At 68.6% G+C, this 19,714-nt stretch carries 18 protein-coding genes and 2 riboswitches; of the genes, 3 read left to right on the top strand and 15 right to left on the bottom strand.

Annotated features, from left to right (window positions below):
* From gcvP to secA2, 11 genes are all read right to left on the bottom strand, one after another.
* Entirely contained in the window at nucleotides 1-2,859 is a 2,859-nt protein-coding gene (gcvP, locus tag NTM_RS19965; RefSeq protein WP_163767281.1) for an aminomethyl-transferring glycine dehydrogenase, read from the bottom strand.
* A 38-nt stretch (nucleotides 2,860-2,897) separates the two neighbouring features.
* Nucleotides 2,898-3,022, bottom strand: a riboswitch (glycine riboswitch).
* 2 nt (nucleotides 3,023-3,024) lie between these two features.
* Nucleotides 3,025-3,119, bottom strand: a riboswitch (glycine riboswitch).
* Between the two features lie 33 nt (nucleotides 3,120-3,152).
* Nucleotides 3,153-3,782 (bottom strand): MerR family transcriptional regulator, encoded by a 630-nt coding sequence (locus NTM_RS19960; protein ID WP_083143774.1) that lies wholly within the window; start codon nucleotides 3,780-3,782, stop codon nucleotides 3,153-3,155.
* Between the two features lie 211 nt (nucleotides 3,783-3,993).
* Nucleotides 3,994-4,488, bottom strand: a complete 495-nt coding sequence (locus NTM_RS19955; RefSeq protein WP_083143773.1) for a bifunctional nuclease family protein — start codon at nucleotides 4,486-4,488, stop codon at nucleotides 3,994-3,996.
* A gap of 48 nt (nucleotides 4,489-4,536) precedes the next feature.
* Nucleotides 4,537-5,283 (bottom strand): transcriptional regulator FtsR, encoded by a 747-nt coding sequence (gene ftsR / locus NTM_RS19950; RefSeq protein ID WP_104861262.1) that lies wholly within the window; start codon nucleotides 5,281-5,283, stop codon nucleotides 4,537-4,539.
* Nucleotides 5,284-5,325: 42 nt separating this feature from the next.
* On the bottom strand, nucleotides 5,326-5,796 hold the full coding sequence (gene garA / locus NTM_RS19945) for a glycogen accumulation regulator GarA (protein WP_104861263.1): 471 nt from the start codon (nucleotides 5,794-5,796) through the stop codon (nucleotides 5,326-5,328).
* Between the two features lie 156 nt (nucleotides 5,797-5,952).
* A complete protein-coding gene (gene gcvH, locus NTM_RS19940) occupies nucleotides 5,953-6,348 on the bottom strand; it encodes a glycine cleavage system protein GcvH (protein WP_104861264.1) in 396 nt (131 codons plus the stop codon).
* Between the two features lie 39 nt (nucleotides 6,349-6,387).
* Nucleotides 6,388-7,155: a DUF881 domain-containing protein gene (locus NTM_RS19935; RefSeq protein WP_104861265.1), complete on the bottom strand. Its 768-nt coding sequence runs from the start codon at nucleotides 7,153-7,155 to the stop codon at nucleotides 6,388-6,390.
* 1 nt (nucleotide 7,156) lies between these two features.
* Nucleotides 7,157-7,489 carry a small basic family protein gene (locus tag NTM_RS19930; RefSeq protein WP_104861266.1) on the bottom strand — a complete coding sequence of 111 codons (333 nt, stop codon included), beginning with the start codon at nucleotides 7,487-7,489 and terminating at the stop codon, nucleotides 7,157-7,159.
* A gap of 16 nt (nucleotides 7,490-7,505) precedes the next feature.
* Nucleotides 7,506-8,393 carry a DUF881 domain-containing protein gene (locus tag NTM_RS19925; protein ID WP_104861267.1) on the bottom strand — a complete coding sequence of 296 codons (888 nt, stop codon included), beginning with the start codon at nucleotides 8,391-8,393 and terminating at the stop codon, nucleotides 7,506-7,508.
* Nucleotides 8,390-8,965: a CDP-alcohol phosphatidyltransferase family protein gene (locus tag NTM_RS19920; RefSeq protein WP_104861268.1), complete on the bottom strand. Its 576-nt coding sequence runs from the start codon at nucleotides 8,963-8,965 to the stop codon at nucleotides 8,390-8,392. Before NTM_RS19920 ends, NTM_RS19925 begins: the two co-directional genes overlap by 4 nt.
* Before the next feature lie 9 nt (nucleotides 8,966-8,974).
* On the bottom strand, nucleotides 8,975-11,326 hold the full coding sequence (gene secA2 / locus NTM_RS19915) for an accessory Sec system translocase SecA2 (RefSeq protein ID WP_104861269.1): 2,352 nt from the start codon (nucleotides 11,324-11,326) through the stop codon (nucleotides 8,975-8,977).
* Between the two features lie 74 nt (nucleotides 11,327-11,400).
* Between secA2 and NTM_RS19910 the strand changes: the two genes are divergently transcribed.
* Entirely contained in the window at nucleotides 11,401-13,299 is a 1,899-nt protein-coding gene (locus tag NTM_RS19910; RefSeq protein ID WP_163767279.1) for an ABC transporter ATP-binding protein/permease, read from the top strand.
* 45 nt (nucleotides 13,300-13,344) lie between these two features.
* On the top strand, nucleotides 13,345-15,273 hold the full coding sequence (locus NTM_RS19905; RefSeq protein ID WP_163767277.1) for an ABC transporter ATP-binding protein/permease: 1,929 nt from the start codon (nucleotides 13,345-13,347) through the stop codon (nucleotides 15,271-15,273).
* Here the strand turns inward: NTM_RS19905 and NTM_RS19900 are convergent.
* The 3 genes from NTM_RS19900 to NTM_RS19890 are packed head-to-tail and all read right to left on the bottom strand — an operon-like array spanning nucleotide 15,270 to nucleotide 17,984.
* A complete protein-coding gene (locus NTM_RS19900) occupies nucleotides 15,270-16,757 on the bottom strand; it encodes an FAD-binding protein (RefSeq protein WP_179963965.1) in 1,488 nt (495 codons plus the stop codon). The genes NTM_RS19905 and NTM_RS19900 overlap by 4 nt on opposite strands.
* Nucleotides 16,754-17,248: a VOC family protein gene (locus tag NTM_RS19895; RefSeq protein WP_104861272.1), complete on the bottom strand. Its 495-nt coding sequence runs from the start codon at nucleotides 17,246-17,248 to the stop codon at nucleotides 16,754-16,756. The genes NTM_RS19900 and NTM_RS19895 overlap by 4 nt, the downstream gene beginning before the upstream one ends.
* A 55-nt stretch (nucleotides 17,249-17,303) precedes the next feature.
* A complete protein-coding gene (locus tag NTM_RS19890) occupies nucleotides 17,304-17,984 on the bottom strand; it encodes a TetR/AcrR family transcriptional regulator (RefSeq protein WP_163767275.1) in 681 nt (226 codons plus the stop codon).
* A gap of 108 nt (nucleotides 17,985-18,092) precedes the next feature.
* Here NTM_RS19890 and NTM_RS19885 point away from each other — a divergent pair, with 108 nt between their 5' ends.
* A complete protein-coding gene (locus tag NTM_RS19885; protein ID WP_104861548.1) occupies nucleotides 18,093-18,533 on the top strand; it encodes a nitroreductase/quinone reductase family protein in 441 nt (146 codons plus the stop codon).
* A gap of 18 nt (nucleotides 18,534-18,551) precedes the next feature.
* Here NTM_RS19885 and NTM_RS19880 read toward each other — a convergent pair whose 3' ends face one another.
* Nucleotides 18,552-19,577 (bottom strand): iron-siderophore ABC transporter substrate-binding protein, encoded by a 1,026-nt coding sequence (locus tag NTM_RS19880; protein WP_163767273.1) that lies wholly within the window; start codon nucleotides 19,575-19,577, stop codon nucleotides 18,552-18,554.
* Between the last annotated feature and the right edge of the window lie 137 nt (nucleotides 19,578-19,714).

Raw genomic sequence — 19,714 nt, 5'->3', positions numbered from 1 at the left:
TCAGGCGAAGGCCTCCACGGGCGGACACGAGCACACCAGGTTGCGGTCGCCGTACGCGCCGTCGATCCGCCGCACCGGAGGCCACACCTTCGGCCGGAAGCCTTTGCCGAGCGGGTACGCCGCCTGCTCGCGCGAGTACGGGTGGGCCCACTCGTCGGTGAGCAGGGACTCGGCCGTGTGCGGGGCGCCGTGCAGAGGGTTGTCGTCCACCGGCCACTCCCCCGATCCGACCTTGTCGATCTCGGCGCGGATCGCGATCATCGCGTCGCAGAACGCGTCCACCTCGGCCAGCGACTCGCTCTCGGTCGGCTCCACCATCAGCGTCCCGGCGACCGGGAAGCTCATCGTCGGGGCGTGGAAGCCGTAGTCGGCGAGCCGCTTGGCGACATCGTCGACCGTGACGCCGGTGGCCTTGGTGATGCCGCGCAGATCGAGGATGCACTCGTGGGCGACCATGCCGTTCTCGCCGGTGTAGAGCACCGGGTAGTACTCGTCGAGTCGGCGCGCGATGTAGTTGGCCGACGCGATCGCGACCAACGTCGCCGACCGCAGCCCGGCGGCGCCCATCATCCGGATGTAGGCCCAGGTGATCGGCAGGATCGACGCCGACCCATACGGCGCTGCGGACACCGTGTGGCGATCCGAGAGCTCACCGGCCAGCGGATGGCCGGGCAGGTACGGCGCCAGGTGCGCGCGCACGGCGACCGGGCCGACGCCGGGACCGCCGCCGCCGTGCGGGATGCAGAATGTCTTGTGCAGGTTCAGGTGGCTGACGTCACCGCCGAACCGGCCCGGCCGGGCGAGTCCGACCAGAGCGTTGAGGTTGGCGCCGTCGACGTAGACCTGGCCGCCGGCGTCGTGTACCGCCGCACAGATCTCGGCGACGTCGTGCTCGTAGACACCGTGCGTCGACGGGTAGGTGATCATCAGCGCCGAGAGCCGGTCGGCGTGCTCGGCGATCTTGGCGCGCAGGTCGTCGAGATCCACGTCGCCGTTGGCCCGGCACGCGACGACGACGACCTTCATCCCGACCATCGCCGCCGACGCCGCATTGGTGCCGTGCGCACTCGACGGGATCAGGCACACGGTGCGGCCGGTGTCTCCGCGCTCGTTGTGGTAGGCCTGGATCGCCAGCAGTCCGGCGTACTCGCCCTGCGAGCCGGCATTGGGTTGCAGCGAGATCTCGTCGTAGCCGGTGATCCCGGTCAGCCAGGACTGCAGGTCGGCGATGAGCCGGCGCAGCCCCGGCGTATCCGACGCGGGCGCGAATGGGTGCTGACGGGCGAACTCGCTCCAGGTGATGGCCTCCATCTCGGCGGCCGCGTTGAGCTTCATCGTGCAGGAGCCCAGCGGGATCATGCTGCGGTCCAGCGCGATGTCCTTGTCGGCGAGCGCGCGCAGGTAGCGCATCATCGACGTCTCGGTGCGGTACTTGGAGAACGCCGGGTGGGTCAGGAACTCCGAGGTGCGGTTCTGGATGGCCGGGCCGGCGAAGTCGCCGGACGCGGGCGTCGCACCGAACGCGGCGAGCACGTCGGCGACGATCGCGTCGGTGGTGGCCTCGTCGCACGCGACCGAAACATGGTCGGCGTCGGCGACCCAGACGTTGATGCCGCGTTCCTTGGCGGCGGCGCGCACCTGTTCGGCGCGGCCGGGCACCCGGGCCAGCACCGTGTCGAAGAAGCGGTCGTGCACCACCTCGACGCCTGCGCCGGCCAGTCCGGCGGCGACCGCGCGGGCCTTGCCGTGCACGCGCTGCGCGATCGCGCGCAGCCCGTCGGGGCCGTGGTAGCCGGCGTACATCGCCGCCATCACCGCAAGCAGCACCTGCGCGGTGCAGATGTTGCTGGTCGCCTTGTCGCGGCGGATGTGCTGCTCACGGGTCTGCAGCGCCAGCCGGTAGGCGGGCGATCCGTCAGCGTCCTTGGACACCCCGACCAGCCGGCCCGGCAGTTGCCGTGCGTGCTTGGAATGCACCGCGAGGTAACCGGCGTGCGGGCCGCCGAAGCCCATCGGGACGCCGAAGCGCTGCGTCGTGCCGAACGCGACGTCCGCGTCGATCTCACCGGGCGGGGTGATCAGCGTGGCCGCGAGCAGGTCGGCGCCGACGGCCACCAGTGCGCCGCGCTCGTGGGCCTGTCCAACCAGCGCGGACCAGTCGGTGATCCGTCCGCTCGCGCCGGGCGACTGGACGATCACACCGAAGAAGTCCCCGTCGGGCAGCCCGTCGCGCAGATCGGCGGTGACGATCTCGATACCGAGCGGTTCGGCGCGGGTGGCGAGGATCGCGGCGGTCTGCGGGTAGACGTCGACGTCCACAGCGAGCTTGTTGGCCGGGCCGCGCACCGCGCGGTGCATCAACGTCATCGCCTCGGCGGCGGCGGTGCCCTCGTCGAGCATCGACGCGTTGGCGACCTCGAGACCGGTCAGGTCGGTCACCATGGTCTGGAAGTTCAGCAGCGCCTCGAGCCGGCCCTGGCTGATCTCGGGCTGGTACGGCGTGTAGGCGGTGTACCAGGCCGGGTTCTCCAGGATGTTGCGGCGCAGCACCGGCGGGGTCAGCGTGTCGTAGTAACCCTGGCCGATCATCGACACCGCGACGGTGTTGGAGTCGGCCAGCGCGCGCAGCTCGGCGAGCGCCTCATGTTCGGAGGCGGCGGGCGGAAGGTGCTCAAGTCCGGGGGCGACGCCGTCGGCGGAGAGCGGGTCCAGGATGCCCGCAGGCAGGGCCTTGGCGGCCAGTTCGTCGAGCGAGCTCACCCCGATGGTGTTCAGCAGCGTGTCGACGGCGGCCTGATCCGGCCCGATGTGGCGGTCGACGAACTGCGGAACGGACGGGGCCTGAGACTGATCAGACACGTGACGACATCTCCCGGGGGCGCACGAAAAGCGGCGGCTCCTCCCCCTCTGTCGTCGACCCGGATCGGGCTGCCTGAGAGATTCGGCCGCTCCCGCCGTGTCGGCGAGAGCGCCTTTCCCCATGGGCGGGTGCCGATGGGCACCGCTTTCCAGAGGCATCGGGGCCCGGCGCGGTCCTGGGTGCCTGAGAGGTTGACGGAGAGGTGTTGCTCCTTCGGCGTCCGCGGCTGGCAGCCGCGGAGCTCTCCCGCGCAAGGGCGATGCGGAAGCGATTCTACCCCCGGGCCATCGGCTCAGCCGATCTTGCGGTCCCGGTGCTTGCGCCGCGACGCCAGTTCGTCCTCCGGCGCCGAGATCGACTCGCCGCCGTCGGCGCGCTCACCCGGGAAGTCGGCGATCGCGCCGGTCAGTTCCCGCATCGCACCGGACACCGCGATCCCGAACACGCCCTGACCGCCCTGCAGCAGGTCGACGACCTCTTCGGCGGACGTGCACTCGTACACGGTGGTGCCGTCGGAGAACAGCGTGATGTTGGCCAGATCCTGGACGCCGCGCTGGCGCAGGTGATCGACGGCGACGCGGATGTTGTGCAGGGAGATGCCGGTGTCGAGAAGGCGCTTGACGATCTTGAGGACGAGGATGTCCTTGAACGAGTAGAGGCGCTGGCTGCCGGATCCGGCGGCGCCGCGGATGGAGGGCACCACCAGTGAGGTGCGAGCCCAGTAGTCGAGCTGGCGGTAGGTGATGCCGGCGATCTGGCAGGCACTCGGACCGCGGTAGCCGACGAGTTCGTCGGGAACCGAGTCGTCGGGGAACAGGCCGCCCTGCACTGGTTCACTGACCGCCCGGGGTTGACTCTCGCCGGAGCCCGCACCCGAGTCTGAGGTCAGATCCAGTTGCTCCTGGCGTGGCGTGTCGCCCACTTGTCGAATCCTCTCGCCGATCGAACCCGCGTCCTTGACCTGCGTGGGCGCGCTCAACCGCTGGCTACACCCTGCTCGAACCTGGTTCGAGCATACGCTTGAGGGCCTCTCGTGACTGCCCGTCGGGACCAAGTATGGGGGTCGGATTCGATGTTTGAGAAAACCCGACGCGCGTGTCGACGCTGACGAGACGCATCCGTGACCAAGCTGGTCAGGTCGCCTTGAAGTCGTCCGGGGACACGCTGTCGAGGAACTCCTTGAACTTCTCGACCTCGTCCTCGCGCACCGCGCCGGTGGACTCCTCGTCGCTCTCGTCCGGGATCAGCAGCCCGGCCTCGGCCATCACCGCTTCCTCGACGTAGATCGGCACCCCGACCCGCAGCGCGATCGCGACCGAATCCGAGGGCCGGGCCGAGACCTTGATGTCGCGGTCGAAGACCAGGTCGGCGTAGAACGTGCCCTCCTGCAGGTCGACGATGCGCACCTCTTTGAGTGAATGACCAAGGGCGGCAATGACATCGCGGAACAGATCGTGGGTCATCGGCCGCAACGGCTCGACGCCCTGCTGCTCCAGCGCGATCGCCGCGGCTTCCGACTGCCCGATCCAGATCGGCAGATACCGGTCCCCATTGGACTCCCGCAACAACAAGACAGGCTGGTTCTGGGGCGGCTCAACGCGAATGCCGATCACACGAACCTCACCCATGTGCCTACCCTCCGCACGCCGACGAATCCGTCAGCGCGAGTCTAGTCCTCAGCGGTCGAGAACGTCGCGTACAGCCGACTTGATCAACGACGTGTGCAACGTGATCGCCAGCGCGGCGACCTCCCGAGCCAGATCGTCGGCGCGGTCTCGGGCACCGGCCTTTCCGCCCTTGCCCACCGGCCCGGCGATCTGGGCGATCAGATCCGACTGCCGGTCGGCCGCGGAACGGAACGCGCGCAGGTGCCGCGGTTCCACGCCGTAGTCGGCCAGCGCGCGGGCGCACTGGGCGATCACGACCGAATGCTCGTCGAAGAACGCCGTCCCGGCGCCTTTGAAGATCGGCGTGATCACGCCCGCCTTGACCAGAGAGGTCAGCAGTTCGTCGGAGACGCCGGAGCGTTCGAGCAGATCACCACGGCTCAACCGGACCGGGGTGGGCGCCGCGGGTGCGGCGCCCGACGTCGGCGCCTGCTCTCCGACGGGCACCAACCGCGGCGTGCCGTACGGCGACACGGTCTGCGGCAGCTCGCCGTCCGGCAGCGCGTCGAGCTGCGCCTTGATGACCTTCAGCGGCAGGTAGTTGTCGCGCTGCGCGGTCAGGATGAATCTCAGCCGGGCGCAGTCGTACGCGGTGAAACGGCGGTAACCCGATGCGGTGCGCTCGGGAGTCACCAGACCCTCGGCCTCCAGGAAGCGGATCTTGGAGATCGTGACGTCCGGGAACTCGTCGCGCAGCAGATCCAGGACAACCCCGATCGACATCCCGTTCACGGCGGGGGTGTCGGGTTGTGTCATCTGGCGTCCGGGCGGTTCGTCGGGTCGGGGTCGGGGTGCCGGTCAGCCGGCGGCGCTGTCGTCGCCCTTCGGCCCGGTCAGGAACACCAGGCGGAACTTGCCGATCTGCACTTCGTCGCCGTTGGCGAGCACCGCCGAGTCGACCGGCTCACGGTTGACGTAGGTGCCGTTGAGGCTGCCGACGTCGACGACCTGGAACTCGCCGCTCTCCAGCCGGAACTCCGCGTGCCGCCGGCTCACGGTGACGTCGTCGAGGAAGATGTCGCTGTCGGGATGGCGACCGGCCGACGTGGTCGGCTGGTCGAGCAGGAACCGCGATCCGGCGTTGGGGCCACGCTTGACCACCAACAGCGCCGACCCGACAGGAAGTCCTTCCACCCCCGAGACCGCGCTCTCGCCACCCGCTGCGGGTGGAGCGTCGAGCTCGTTGAGGAAGTCGGCGCGGAACACCGATGTGGTCTCCACAGTGACTTCGTCAGAGTCGGCCCCAGAGTTGAAGTCCTTGTCCGTCACCCGCTGCTCCTCACTGGCTGCTGTGGCGATAAGCGGCCGGGCGCCAGCCGTCACGCCGCTGGTGTCGACCGTACCGCGCATCCGACCACGTTGTATCCACCACTGCCGGATCCACTCGTTGCGTCCCGGTCTGTCGCAACGACCCTAACAACTCGATCAGTCGTCGACGTGCGCGCGGTAGCCTTCGGCGTCGAGCAGCCCCGACAGCGCCTCCTGCAGCGCACCGGCATCGGCCTCCAACTCGACCAACCATCCCGCGCCGTACGGGTCGGAGTTCACCAGCTGTGGGTCGCCCTCCAGATCACCGTTGACGGCAACGACTTTCGCGGTCAGCGGGGCATACAGGTCCGACACCGACTTGGTCGATTCCACCTCGCCGAACGACTCCCCCGACGTCACGTCCGAGCCGACCTCGGGAAGCTGGACGAACACCACGTCACCGAGCGCGGACTGCGCGTAGTCGGTGATGCCGACCCGGACCGTGCTGTCGCCGGTCCGCTGCACCCACTCGTGTTCGGTGGTGAAGGACAGGTCGGCGGGGATCTCGCTCACGGCGCTCCTAGGTGTGCGGTGATGGGTGTGCGGTCATGGTCACTTGACGGGCTGAGCGTATTGGCGCGGTTTCGGTTGCCGCAAGGCGGTGACGTCGACCCGGTCGGATTGTTCTACCACCATCGTGCCGCCGACGCGTTCGATGCTGTCCATCGCGCCACCGGGGATGTTCATCGCCGCGGCCAGCGTCGGCGGATCACCAATGGCCAGAACCGAATAGACCGGCCCCATGGTGGTGTCGTCGACCACCAGCGCGCCGGGCCCGCCGGTGATCCAGGTGTCCACCCCGACCCGCACCGACACGTCGCTTCCGCCGCGGCGGCCGCGGATCTCCATCGCCTCGGCGCCCGCGGCGCGCAGCTCGTTGATCACATCGAGCATCGGCTCCGGGCCCACCCCCTGCGCGGGGTCGGCGACGGTCAGCGTCACACCGGGTCCTGTCGCGGCGACGCTGCCGATCAGGATCGACAGCGCCGCCAGCCGCGCCCTGGCGTTCTCGATCGCGGCCTGGTCGCTGCTACCGCTGGCCTCCAGCTGGTTCAGCGTGCGCTGCAGATCGGCGACCTCGGTGTTGAGCGCGGCCTCGCGCTGTTGCAGCGAGTCCAGCAGGATCAGCAGGTCGGCGGGCCGGGCATTGTCGAGCGAGTCGCCGGAGTCGGCCTGCCGCAACTGGGTTGCCAGCGCGATGCCCAGCAGCAGGCACAGCAGCACCGCAAGCACCCCGAACACCCGCTGCGATCGGGTGCGCCGCGGGGTGGCCGGCGCCGCGTCGGCGGGCAGTTCGTGGCGGCCGTGCTGCTCGCTCATGTCAGGCTCCGAACAACCTGCGGCGCAGCGCGGCGGCGTTGCCGAAGATGCGGATGCCGAGCACCACGATGATCGCCGTCGACAGCTGGGTGCCCACCCCGAGCTGGTCGCCGACGTACACGATCAGCGCGGCGACCAGGACGTTGAACACGAACGACACCACGAACACCTTGGAGTCGAAGATGTCCTCCAGATATGCCCGCAACCCGCCGAAGACCGCGTCGAGCGCCGCGACGACCGCGATCGGCAGGTAGGGCTGGACGAACTCGGGTACGTCGGGATGGAACACCACCCCGATCACGATGCCGATGGCGAGCGCGACGATTCCGATCAAGAGCTCGTGCCGATCACTAGGGCCCAATCTGTCTGGCGAAGTTGATTTCTCGGACGGATCCGGCGGGAAGCACCAGGCCGTCGCCGGAGGAGACATTGACGCCCACACCGTAGGACGTCTCCAGCAGCCGCAGCCGCTGCAGCCCGGCACTGCGGTTGAAGTCGTCGGCCATGGAGTTCGGCGGGCCCACCGCGAGGATGACATACGGGCTCGATACCGGCTGGTTGTCGACCAGGATCCCGCCGCCGGCCTGCCGGATCGTCACGTTCGGGCCGATCCGCACACCGCCGACCGAGATGGCCTCGGCGCCGCCCGCCCACAGCGCGTTGACGACGAGCTGCAGGTCGCGGTCCAGGATCACCTGTCTGCTGCCTTCGACGCGCTGCTTGGACACATCGGTCAGATCCCGCGTCATCCCCGGATCGGTGACGGTGACGGTCAGGCCGGGGCCGATGACGGGTGTGGCGGCGGCCGCGTAGTTCGCGTCGTCCAGTTGGGCCAGCAACTGCCTGCCCTCGGTGTCGCCGGCGAGTCGGCTGCGCCGCGCGGAGTCGACCTCGGCCGACAGCGTGGCCCGCTGCGCGGCGGCCTCGTCGGTCTCGGCTTGGGCCGCGTGCACGCTGGCGGCCAGCACCCGCTGCGATTCGCGGACGCCGGGCGCGGTGTCGCGGGCCTGCGCCCACGCCAGCGCGAACACCGTCGCGACCACGACCGCGGCGAGCACCTGCCACAGCACCGACGACGCGCGGCTGCGCTTGCCCGCCTGTGCGGCCGCCGCGTACCCGGGATCGAGATGGTCGGTCAGCAGCGAGCGCAGCAGCGAGGGCACCGGAATCCGGGTCGGCGCATCGACCTGGTGCGCCGCGCGCCCGACCGAGGAGTCGTATCCGCCCAGTGTGCTCATGACCGGCTCGGCAGCTTCCGCATCACCATGGCGACCTGCACCAGGTACAGGACCCCGGACCACAGGTACATCGCCATGCCCCAGATCAGGAAACCCCAGCCGATCGCGAGCACCACCCGAGCCCACTGACCGTCGAACTGCCCGAGCAGCACCAGCGGCAGGCCGGACATCAGCGCGAACGTCGCGGCCTTGCCGATGTAGGTGACCGGAAGCGCGGCCAGGCCGCGGCTGCGCAGCAACGGCAGCGTCGCGGCCAGCACACCGTCACGGGCGAGCAGCAGGATCACCACCCACCACCCGATGATGCCTGCCAGCGCCATGCTGATCGGCACGGTGACCATGTAGATGCGGTCGACGGCGGGGTCGAGCAGCTCCCCCAGCCGCGACGACTGGTTCGCGAACAGCCGGGCGATCTTGCCGTCGGCCCAGTCGGACGCGCCGCTGAACATCAGCACCGCGACGGCCCACCCGGTCGCGTCGGCGACCAGCAGCAGGTACAGGAAGACGGGAACCAGTACGAGCCGGATCGCCGACAGCGCGTTGGGCACGGTCAGCACACGGTCGCGTGGCATGCGCCAAACCTAGCGGAACACCCCGGGCAGGCTCAGTGCGGACAAGCTGTCGTCCGACAGCGGGTTGTCGTGCACCATGTACGTCCAGGTCGACGTCGGGCGGGCCAGCTTGGACAGGTCGACACCCGGCTCGTCCTCGATCGACGGCGCGGTCTCGAACGTCTGCTGCGCGGCCTCGATGGCGTCGGCGGCCAACGACGCGAACGCGTCGACCGCCATCCGGTGGAACTCGTCGAGCGGGTTCTGCCGACCCAGCGCCCGCAGGTGGATGCTCTCGCGGATGTCGGACAGGAACGCGAGATGATCGGCCCAGGCCCGGTCGAGGTGGTACAGCATGATCAGCCGGCAGATCTTCTCCAGCCTCTGCTCCGCGTCCTCCCCGAGCCGCTCACTGACCTCGGCGTAGCGGTCCGGGCAGCGCTCGGCGAGTTCCTCGCGCGCGGTGTCGGTGCGCAGCAGCTTGTCCCGGCGCTCGACCAGGATCGCGCGCTGCTGGGCGATCAGCTGGTTGTAGCGCCAGGTGTTGGCGTGCACGTCGAGCAGCCGGCCCTCGGCGACGCGCTGGGCGTGTTCGAGCAGCGACGCCGCCTTCGGGCTGAGCACGCGGCCGTCCTCGTCGCAGTCCAGCGGCAGCTTGTCGTCCTCGAGGTGGGCGACGACGACGTCGTCCTCCCAGCTGGAGAAGAACACCGAGCTGCCCGGATCGCCCTGGCGGCCGGCGCGGCCACGCAGCTGGTTGTCCAGCCGCTCGGTGTTGTGCCGCCCGGTGCCGATCACGTGCAAGCCGCCGAGTTCGGCGACCTGCTCTTTCTCAGCGGCATCGTCGCTGACCTCCGAGCCGCCCAGCCGGATGTCGGTGCCGCGGCCGGCCATCTGGGTCGACACCGTCACCGAGCCGAGCTTGCCCGCCTCGGCGATCACGGTCGCCTCCTCGGCGTCGTTCTTCGCGTTCAGCACCACCGCCGGGACGCCGCGTTTGACCAGCCGCTCGTGGATCTCCTCGGATTCGGCGACGTCGCGGGTGCCGACGAGCACCGGCTGACCGGTCTTGTGCACCTCGATGATGTGCTCCAGGATCGCGTCGTTCTTCGCGGCGGCGGTCACGTAGACGCGGTCGGTCTCGTCCTTGCGGATGTTCGGCTTGTTCGGCGGGATCGGCGACACGCCGAGCTTGTAGAACTGGCGCAGCTGCTCGCCGGCGGCCAGCGCGGTGCCGGTCATCCCGCACACCCGCGGGTAGCGGTTGATCAACGCCTGCACGGTGATGGTGTCGAGCACCTCGCCGGTCTCGGTGGTCTCGATGCCCTCCTTGGCCTCGACGGCGGCCTGCAGGCCGTCGGGCCAGCGCTGCAGTGTGGCGATGCGGCCGCGGGAGGAGTTGATCAGGTGCACCGCGTCGTCGCGGACGATGTAGTGCACGTCGCGCTGCAGCAGCACGTGCGCGTGCAGGGCGACGTTGATCTCGGTCAGCGTGGTCGCGACGTGCTCTTCGGAGTACAGGTCGATGCCGCCGAGCGCGGCCTCGACCTTGCGGGCGCCCGCTTCGGTCAGGTGCACGTTGCGGCTGTCGTTGTCGGTATCGAAGTCGGTCTCCGCATTGAGCTCGCCGACCAGCCGGATCAGCTCCAGCCGCGGGGTTTCGCGGTGGCTGGTGCCCGCCAGCACCAGCGGGACCAGCGCCTCGTCGACGAGCACCGAGTCGGCCTCGTCGATCAGCGCGACGTCCGGGTTCGGCGACACCAGGTCCTCGACGTCGGTGACCAGCTGATCGCGCAGCACGTCGAAGCCGATCTCGTTGACCGACGCGTACGTCACGTCGCACTGGTAGGCGGCGCGGCGCTCGGCCGCGGTGGAGTCGGCGGTGATCCAGCCGACGGTCAGACCCATCGCCTCGATCAGCGGACCCATCCACTCCGCGTCGCGGCGGGCCAGGTAGTCGTTGATGGTGATGACGTGTACGTGCCGGCCGGCCAGCGCGTAGCCCGCGGCCGCGATCGCGCCCGAGAGCGTCTTGCCCTCACCGGTGGCCATCTCGACGACATCGCCGGCCAGCATCCGCAGCGCGCCGAGCAACTGCACGTCGAACGGGGCGAGACCGGTCGCTCGTTTGGCCGCCTCGCGCGCGATAGCCAGGAACTGCGGGATGTCGGACGAGTCGGCGAGGTCGGCGAGCTCGAGGAGCTTCGCGGCTTTGCTCAACTGTTCGTCGTCGAGGTCGCTTGCCTTGGAGCCGAAGTCGGCCGATGCGGTGACAAGCTCCATCGAGCGCGACTGGTCCTTGTCGGTGCTGGCGCCGAGCAGCTTCCAGAACCGCCCGGACAGGCGCCCGGTCTTGGGTGTCTTTGCAGAGGTTCGAGCCACACGATCACCGTACGCGGCCGGTGCGGTAGCTTCGCCGCAGGCCGGATCGTGCGCGGAGGGGAGGTCGCCCGGCTGTGGACACGGTCGAAAGCCAGACGTTCCAGCCGACCCTCGACTGGGGTCGCGAGTTTCTCAACTCCGCACAGTGGGCGGCGACGACGTTCGCCCTGACGGCGTTGTGCCTGATGCTGGTGCTGGTCGCGCTGGCCCGCTTCACCGAATGGGGCCGCCAGTTCTGGCGGGTCACCGGCGGCTACTTCCGCGGCAGGCAGAGCCTGGTCGTGTGGGTGATGCTCGCGCTGCTGCTGTTGTCGGTGATCCTGTCGGTGCGCATCAACGTGCTGCTGACCTATTACGTCAACGATCTGTTCACGTCGTTGCAGGTGGCCTTCCAGGGCGGGATGTCCAGCGGCGTGGCGGGCTTCTGGGCCTCGATGCGGGTGTTCGCGGTGCTCGCGGTCTTTTTCGTGGCGCGGCTGATGCTGGACATGTACCTGACGCAGCGCTTCGTGATGCGCTGGCGGGTGTGGCTGAGCCGCCGGTTCATCGACGACTGGCTCGGAGATCTGTCCTACTACCGCGCCCAGTTCTCGGGCCGGCCGATCGACAACCCGGATCAGCGGATCCAGCAGGACGTCGACGTGTTCACCACCGGCGTGGGCGGGACGCCGAACAACCCGATCTACAACTCGGGCAACACGCTGCTGTTCGGTGCGGTCGAGGCGGTGCTGTCGGTGCTGGCGTTCGGCCCGATCCTGTGGCGGCTCTCGGAGCCGGTCACGATCGGCGGGCTGACGCTGCCGCGGGCGCTGTTCTGGATCGTGGTGGTCTACGTGCTGGTCGCCACGATCGTCGCGTTCGTGATCGGCAGGCCGCTGATCCGGCTCAGCTATCTCAACGAACTGCGCAACGCCGGGTTCCGCTACGTGCTGGTGCGGGTGCGCGACGCGGGCGCGGCGATCGGTCTGTACCGCGGTGAGCCGGCCGAGGGGTCGGTGCTCAAGAACCGGCTGGATTCGGTGATGGCCAACTACCGGCGCTGGCTGCACCGGATGCTGCTGTACTTCGGCTGGAACGTGTCGGTCAGCCAGACCATCAACCCGCTGCCGTGGCTGGTGCAGGCGCAGGGTCTGTTCGCGCAGCGGATCACGTTCGGTGACGTGTGGCAGTCGTCGAACGCGTTCGGCGCGATCCACGACTCGCTGTCGTTCTTCCGCAATGCCTACGACCAGTTCGCGAGCTACCGGGCGGCGATCATCCGGCTCGACGGGCTGGCCGAACAGAACACCAGGGCGGGGGCGTTCACCGCGATCGCCGCCGAGCGGTCCCCCGGCGGCGCGCTCGACCTGGTCGGGGTCGAGGTACGCCGGCCCGACGGATCGGCGCTGCTGCGCGGGCTGGATCTGCGTCTGGAAACCGGTGAGGGCCTGGTGATCACAGGCGCCTCGGGGATCGGCAAGACGGTGTTGATGCAGAGCCTGGCGGGGATGTGGCCGTACGCGTCGGGACGGGTCTGCCTGCCCGACGGGCGCGACGGCGCGATGTTCGTCCCGCAGCTGCCGTACTTCCCGGTCGGGGACCTGCGAACCGTGGTGAGCTACCCCGCGCCGGCGGGCACCTACGACGACGCACAGATCCAGCGGGCGCTGATCGACGTCGCGCTGTCGCAGCTGGCCATCCGGCTCAACGACGACCAGGACTGGGCGAAGATGCTCTCGGTCGGTGAACAGCAGCGGATCGCGTTCGCCCGGGTGCTGCTGACCAGACCGCGGACGGTGTTCCTCGACGAGTCGACGTCGGCGATGGACGAAGGGCTCGAGCAGATGCTCTACGACCGGCTGCGCACCGAACTCCCGGACACCATCGTGGTCAGCGTCAGCCACCGGTCGTCGGTGCAGCCGTTCCACACCAGCAGGCTGGAGCTGACCGGCGACGGCCAGTGGCGGCTGGAGCGACTCGAAGCGCCTGCCTAGCCACGCCAACACGCCGCCGCCAGGTTGTCGCGGTACGTTGCCCGCATGGAAACGTTCACCCCGACGCTGGATTGGGGCAGCGAGCTGTGGACTTCGCTGTGGTGGATCGCCAAGGCCTGGGTGATCGCGGCGGCGGCGACCCTGGTCATCTTGACCCTGATCGGCCGGTTCACCGTGTGGGGGCGCCAGTTCTGGCGGATCACCGGGGGCTATTACACCGGTGCGCACAGCATCAAGGTCTGGATCTGGCTCGGGGCACTGCTGCTGTCGGTGGTCGCGGGCGTCCGGCTGGACGTGTTGCTGAGCTATCAGGGCAACGACATGATGACCAGCTTCCAGGTGGTCGCCGGTGGCATCCAGGCCGGCAGCGACGAGATCAGGAACTCCGGTCGCGACGGCTTCTACATGTCGATGCTGATCTTCGCGATCCTGGCGACGATCCACGTGTCGCGGTTGATGCTGGACCTGTTCCTGGCGCAGCGGTTCATGCTCGCGTGGCGCGCGTGGCTGACCGACGAGCTCACCGGTGACTGGCTCGACGGCAAGGCCTACTACCGGTCCCGGTTCATCGACGACACCATCGACAACCCCGATCAGCGCATCCAGGCCGACATCGACGTGTTCACCACCGGCGTCGGCCCGTTCACCAACACCCCGAGCTACGGCACGGCGAGCACCCTGCTGTTCGGCGCCATCTCGTCGATCACGTCGATGATCGCGTTCGCGACGATCCTGTGGGACCTGTCGAGCACGCTGACGCTGCCGATCGTGGAGGTGGCGGTCCCGAAGGCGCTGTTCTTCTTGGTGCTGGTCTACGTGTTGTTGGCGACGATCATCGCGTTCTGGATCGGCCGCCCGATCATCGGATTGTCGTTCAACAACGAGAAGTTCAACGCTGCGTTCCGTTACGCACTGGTGCGGCTGCGCGACGCGGCCGAGGCCGTCGCGTTCTACCGTGGCGAGAAGGCCGAGCGCGCTGTGCTGCGGAACCGCTTCGAACCGGTGGTCGCGAACTACAAGCGCTACATCGGCCGCACCATCGGGTTCAACGGCTGGAACCTGACCATGAGCCAGATCATCGTGCTGCCGCCCTATCTGCTGCAGTTCCCGCGGTTCTTCAGCGGCGAGCTGCCGCTGGGTGCGATGACGCAGTCGGCGTCGGCGTTCGGCAGCATCCAGACCGGGCTGTCGTTCTTCCGTAACGCCTACGACTACTTCGCGGCCTACCGTGCGGCGATCATCCGTCTGCACGGGCTCGTCATCGCCAACGAGGAGGGCCGCGCGCTGGCCACCCTGGACACCGAGGACTCCCCCACCGGCACCGTCGAACTACGCAAGGTCGAGGTCCGCACCCCGGACGCGAAGCGCCTGATCGACACCCTCGACCTCGCGCTGGAGCCCGGCGACGCGCTGGTGATCACCGGCAAGTCGGGGGCGGGCAAGACCTCGCTGCTGCGCAGCCTGGCACAGCTGTGGCCGTTCACCACCGGAACGCTGCGCCGGCCGGGTGGACCCAACGAGACGATGTTCCTGTCCCAGCTGCCCTACGTACCGCTCGGTGACCTGCGCACCGTCGTCGCGTACCCGCTCGACGCCCACGAGGTGTCCGACGACGACCTGCGCCGCATCCTTGACGACGTGTCGCTGCCGAACTGCACCGACCGGCTCAACGAGGTGCAGGACTGGGCGAAGGTGCTCTCGCCGGGTGAGCAGCAGCGCATCGCGTTCGCGCGGGTGCTGCTGACCAAGCCGAAGGCGGTGTTCCTGGACGAGTCGACGTCCGCGCTGGACGAGGGCGTCGAGCAGACGCTCTACCAGCTGGTGCGCGACCGGCTGCCGGACACCATCCTGGTCAGCGTCAGCCACCGGACCACCGTCGAGCAGCACCACACCAAGGAGCTCCAGCTCCTCGGCAACGGCCGCTGGTATCTCGGCGAGGTCGGCGCCGAACCCGACGACGAGCCCGACAGCTAGGCCCGCCGCGCGGCGTGCTCTCCCGCGCGCCTACCGAAGAACGACCCTTCGCCGAGCTGAGTGCCGCTCGCGTAACCCTTGCCGTCCTGGGCGATGTTGCATGCACAGGCCCCCGCGGCGTAGAGGCCCGGGACCACGCTGCGGTCCTCACGCAGCACCTCGCCGTCGATCGACACGGTCAGGCCGCCCATGGTGAACCCGGAGTACATCGCGCGCCCGAGCGACAGATCGAACACCGCCCACGGGCCTTTATCTTGCGGCGCAAGGTATTCCGGCTGCTTGTGGAAGTCGGGGTCCTCACCGGCGGCGGCGTTGGCGTTGTAGCGCTCCAGGGTCGCGGCGACCCGGCCCGCCGGGATGCCGAGTTCGGTCTCGAGTTCTGCGATGGTCTCGTAGCCGTCGAGGAATTTGATCAGCGGCATCTCGGGCATCTGCATGTGGTCTTCGTCGACGATCAGGTAGGCCGTCTGATCGGGTTGTTCGAGCACGAACGCCGAGGTGCGCGAATGGTAGGAGTCCTCGGCGACGAACCGCTCGCCGTCCTTGTTCACGATGACGCCGGTCAGCAGGATCTCGGGCGGATAGGCGGCCGCGGTGATGAACAGCTGATCGAGGTTGTCGGTGGCACCGCCGGCGGATACGCCGAGCTTGATGCCGAGACCGTCGTCGTTGGGATTGCCGAGGATGTACGGCGCGACGTTGCCGTGGTGCTTGGTCTTGCGCTCCTGTCCGAGCGCGGGGGTGTACTCGGCGACCATCTCGGGGTTCATCGCGAACCCGCCGGCGGCGATGATCACCGACGTCGCCTTGATGTCACCGGTTTCGGCGAAGCGCTTCCAGCGCACCCCGACGACGGCGCCGTCGGCGTCGGTGATCAGCGCCGTCGCGCCCGTCTCGTAGCGGATCTGCACGCCGAGTTCGTCGGCGCGCTTGACCAGCAGGTCGATCACCATCGCCGCACCGCCGAGCTCGCCGGGCACCGGCACGGAGTGGCCGCGCGGCGCCGGCTTGGCCTGTTCGCAGAACGGCCACACCTTCTCGTTGCCGGTGTAGGACAGGCCCTCGGTGCCCGGCGGGACGACGACCTTGCCCGGGTAGTAGCTGCGCTCGAACTGAAAGCCCAGTGCCTCAAGCCAATCGAAGTGCTCGACGCTGCCCTCGCAGTAGGCCCGGATCTTGTCGTGCTCGGGGTTGCGCGACTGCGTGACCAGGTACTTGTACATCTCCTCGGGCGAATCGTCGTGGCCGGTGGCCTGCTGCACCGCGGTACCCCCGCCGAGATAGAAGTGCCCACCGGCCATCGCGGTGGTGCCGCCCGCTGCGGCGGCCTTCTCCAGCACCAGCACCCGCGCGCCGGCGGCGGCCGCGCTGACCGCGGCGCTGCCGCCGGCGATACCGAACCCGATGACCAGGACGTCGGTCTCCTCGGACCAGGACTCGACGTCGTCGACGCTCACCGTGTCCGGGATGTGCTGCAAGGTCACTTCTGCTCCTGTTTGATGTGGTCGAAAAATGCGTGGATCTCTGGTGGCAGGTACGCGTACTCGAGGTACGGCACGCCGGCGTGTTCGGCCGACACGTAGGCGAACCGCATGCCGCCGGGCATCGTGCCCGCCATCACCGTCGGGCTGCCGGCTCGTGCGGCGGCGTCGACGGCGGCCTCGAACCCGTCGACGTCCGGGAATGCCTGGCACACATGGTGCAGGCCTGGGCCCGCTCGGTCGAGGAACTCGGTGTAGATGCTGGGGCCGCTGACCGGGGCGATGAGTTCGAGCTGGGTGTCGCCGGCGTAGCTCAGCGAGATGTCGGCGACGAAGTCGGCCGGTCCGCCGCGGTAGGTACACGCCTGGGGGCCGAAGTGGACGCCGGGCATCCGCACCCACGTCTTGGCGCCCGTCAACGCCGTCAGCGCGGCTTCGGTGGCGTCGAGGTCGCGCGTCACCCACGCGACCTGGACAGGTGTCTGGTCATGCATCGCTGACGAGAATATCGCCACCGGGCCCGACAAGCTAGAACGTGTTCTAGTTCAGCTATCGGGTCAGCATCTCGGTCAGCAGCGCGATCTGGGCGTCGAACGCCTGCGCGGTGTCGGTGAACGTGTCCGGGCCGTACTGGCCGAATACCTCCAGGCTGATCGCGCCGATCAGCGCGGCCCACAGCGTCAGGCATTTCGCGAGTGTCGCATCGTCGACAGCGACCTCGAACTCGGCCCGCAGCCCGTCGAGATCTGTCGAGAGCGGTTGTGGTGCTTGATCTTTCCCGACCGGGATGTCACCGGCGGCGACGCCGTCGGCGACGACGGCGAACAGCGCGGCCACGACCCGGGTACCGGGAAGGACCGTGCGCTCGCGCGGTGCGTGGTAGCCGGGCACGGGACTGCCGTACAGCAGCGACCAGCCCGCCGGTTGCCGCACCGCCCACGACCGCGCGGCGCGGGCCATCGCGCCCAGTTCCGCCCGCCAGTCCCCCGCCACCCCGGCCCTGGCAGCCTCGACCGCGTCGGCGAGTTCGGTATAGGCGTCGACGAGCAGCAGGGTCAGCAGATCGTCGCGACTGGCCACGTAGCGGTAGACCGCCGAGGACACCACGCCGAGTTCGCGCGCGATCGCCCGCAACGACAACCCGGCGGCTCCGGTGGTGACGAGATGACGACGGCCGATCTCGACGATCTCGCGTTCCACGCGTTCCCGCGCCTCCTGCCTCTTGCCCATCGGCCGAGTGTGACACAAAGCGAGATCACTGCTCTTGTTTTCCACGCCCGGCGGTGGCACCCTGAATTAAGAGAGCACTGCTCTCGTTTATTGACGGAAGGATCCATCGTGACCGAGCGCTACGACGTCCCGAGTGCGGGGGCACGCCTGTTCAACAGCGCACTGCGGCACCTCGCCGAACTGGGGATCAGCATCCAGGGCACCACCGCGGTGCGCGTGCGCGGCCGCACGTCGGGCAAGCCGCGCTCGGTGGTGGTGAACCTGCTGACCCTCGACGGCCACCGCTACCTGGTCTCACCCCGCGGCAACACGCAGTGGGCGCGCAACGCGCGGGCGGCCGGCGAGGTCGAGATCGGTGCCCGGCGGCGGGCGCGAAACCATCGCGTCGTCGAACTGTCCGACGACGCGAAGCCGGACGTGCTCAAACCGTATCTGGACCGGTGGTTCTGGCAGGTGAAGGGCCACATCGGCGGGCTGACGCCGCAGTCCGGCCGCGACGAGATGCGTGCCGTCGCGCCGACGATCCCGGTCTTCGAGGTGCTCGGGTGAGGTGTGTTGACAGCTAGCTCATGTGACGATCGCCGGGACGGTGTTCGGGTTCCCGTCGATGGCCACGGCGATCTGCGGAGCCAACCTGTCCAGCAGGTAAGGAATCGACAGCACGGAGGCGAAGTAGTAGGCGCAGCTGGCATCGGATCCACCCTGGATGAACACCGATCGGTCCTCACGCGCGACGCGCAGCCTGGAGAAGATCGGGTCGGCGGCCAGTTCAGCCTTCAGCGCCGCGACGTCCTTGGGCTCCCAGACCAGAACATCGGCGTCGATCAGGTCGGCACGTTCGAAACTGATGGTGGCGTCGAAGTTCTCACCGAGCGCATCCTTGATCGCCGCGGACTGTGTGAAGCCGAGCATCTGCAGGAACTGACCGCGCGGGTCGTTCGCCGCGGAGACACTGTAACCGTCCTCGTTGCGATAGACCGACAGTCCGGTCTTGCCCTCGAATTGCGGGTAGGTGGATTTGGTTTCGGCGATCTTCTCGCGGGTCTGGGCCAACAGCTGGTCGCCCTTGGCCTTTTCATCGAGGGCGCGAGCGAGGATCGGGGTGATCTGCTCCCAGGTCGCGGCGTAATCATTGGTGTCTTTCGGCTGCGCCAATGTCGGCGCGATCTGCGACAGACGCGCGTACTGCGTGTCGGTCAGGTCGGAGTACAGGCCGACGATCAGATCCGGGGTGAGATTCGCGATCTCCTCGTATGGCGGCGCGCCGTCAGCGGCGAAGGACAGTTCGGCGGGGGCCGGCTGATCCCCGAGCAGCTTCTTCGACCACGGGCCGAGCACACCGGAGTTGAAGTATCCGTCCCAGGTCATCACAGCAACCGGCACGGTTCCGAGCGCGATCAGAGTGTCCTGCTCCTGCAGGCCGATCACCACGACCCGGCTGGGCTCAGCCTCGAGGGTGGTGCTCCCGTAGCGATGATCGATGGTGACCGGGTAGGCCCCCGACTGCTGAGCCGAGGTGGAGGCCGTGTCGGTTTGGCCGCTCGAGCAACCGGCCCCCACCAGTGCGCACAGCGTCACGAAGAGCATCGCCATCCGACCGCGAGCACCCTTGCCACCACGCCGGCCCGCGCTGGTCTGTCGCTCGGGCAAGGTTGCCGCCATGGTCATCACAAAGGTTCCCTCCGATGAATGAATTCGGTGAGCCTAACCTCACACAATGGGCGGGTTCA

Source organism: Mycolicibacterium parafortuitum (genome assembly GCF_010725485.1).
Taxonomy (GTDB): domain Bacteria; phylum Actinomycetota; class Actinomycetes; order Mycobacteriales; family Mycobacteriaceae; genus Mycobacterium.
The sequence above is the reverse complement of the archived record's forward strand: the minus strand, read 5'-3'. Positions and strand labels throughout refer to the sequence as shown.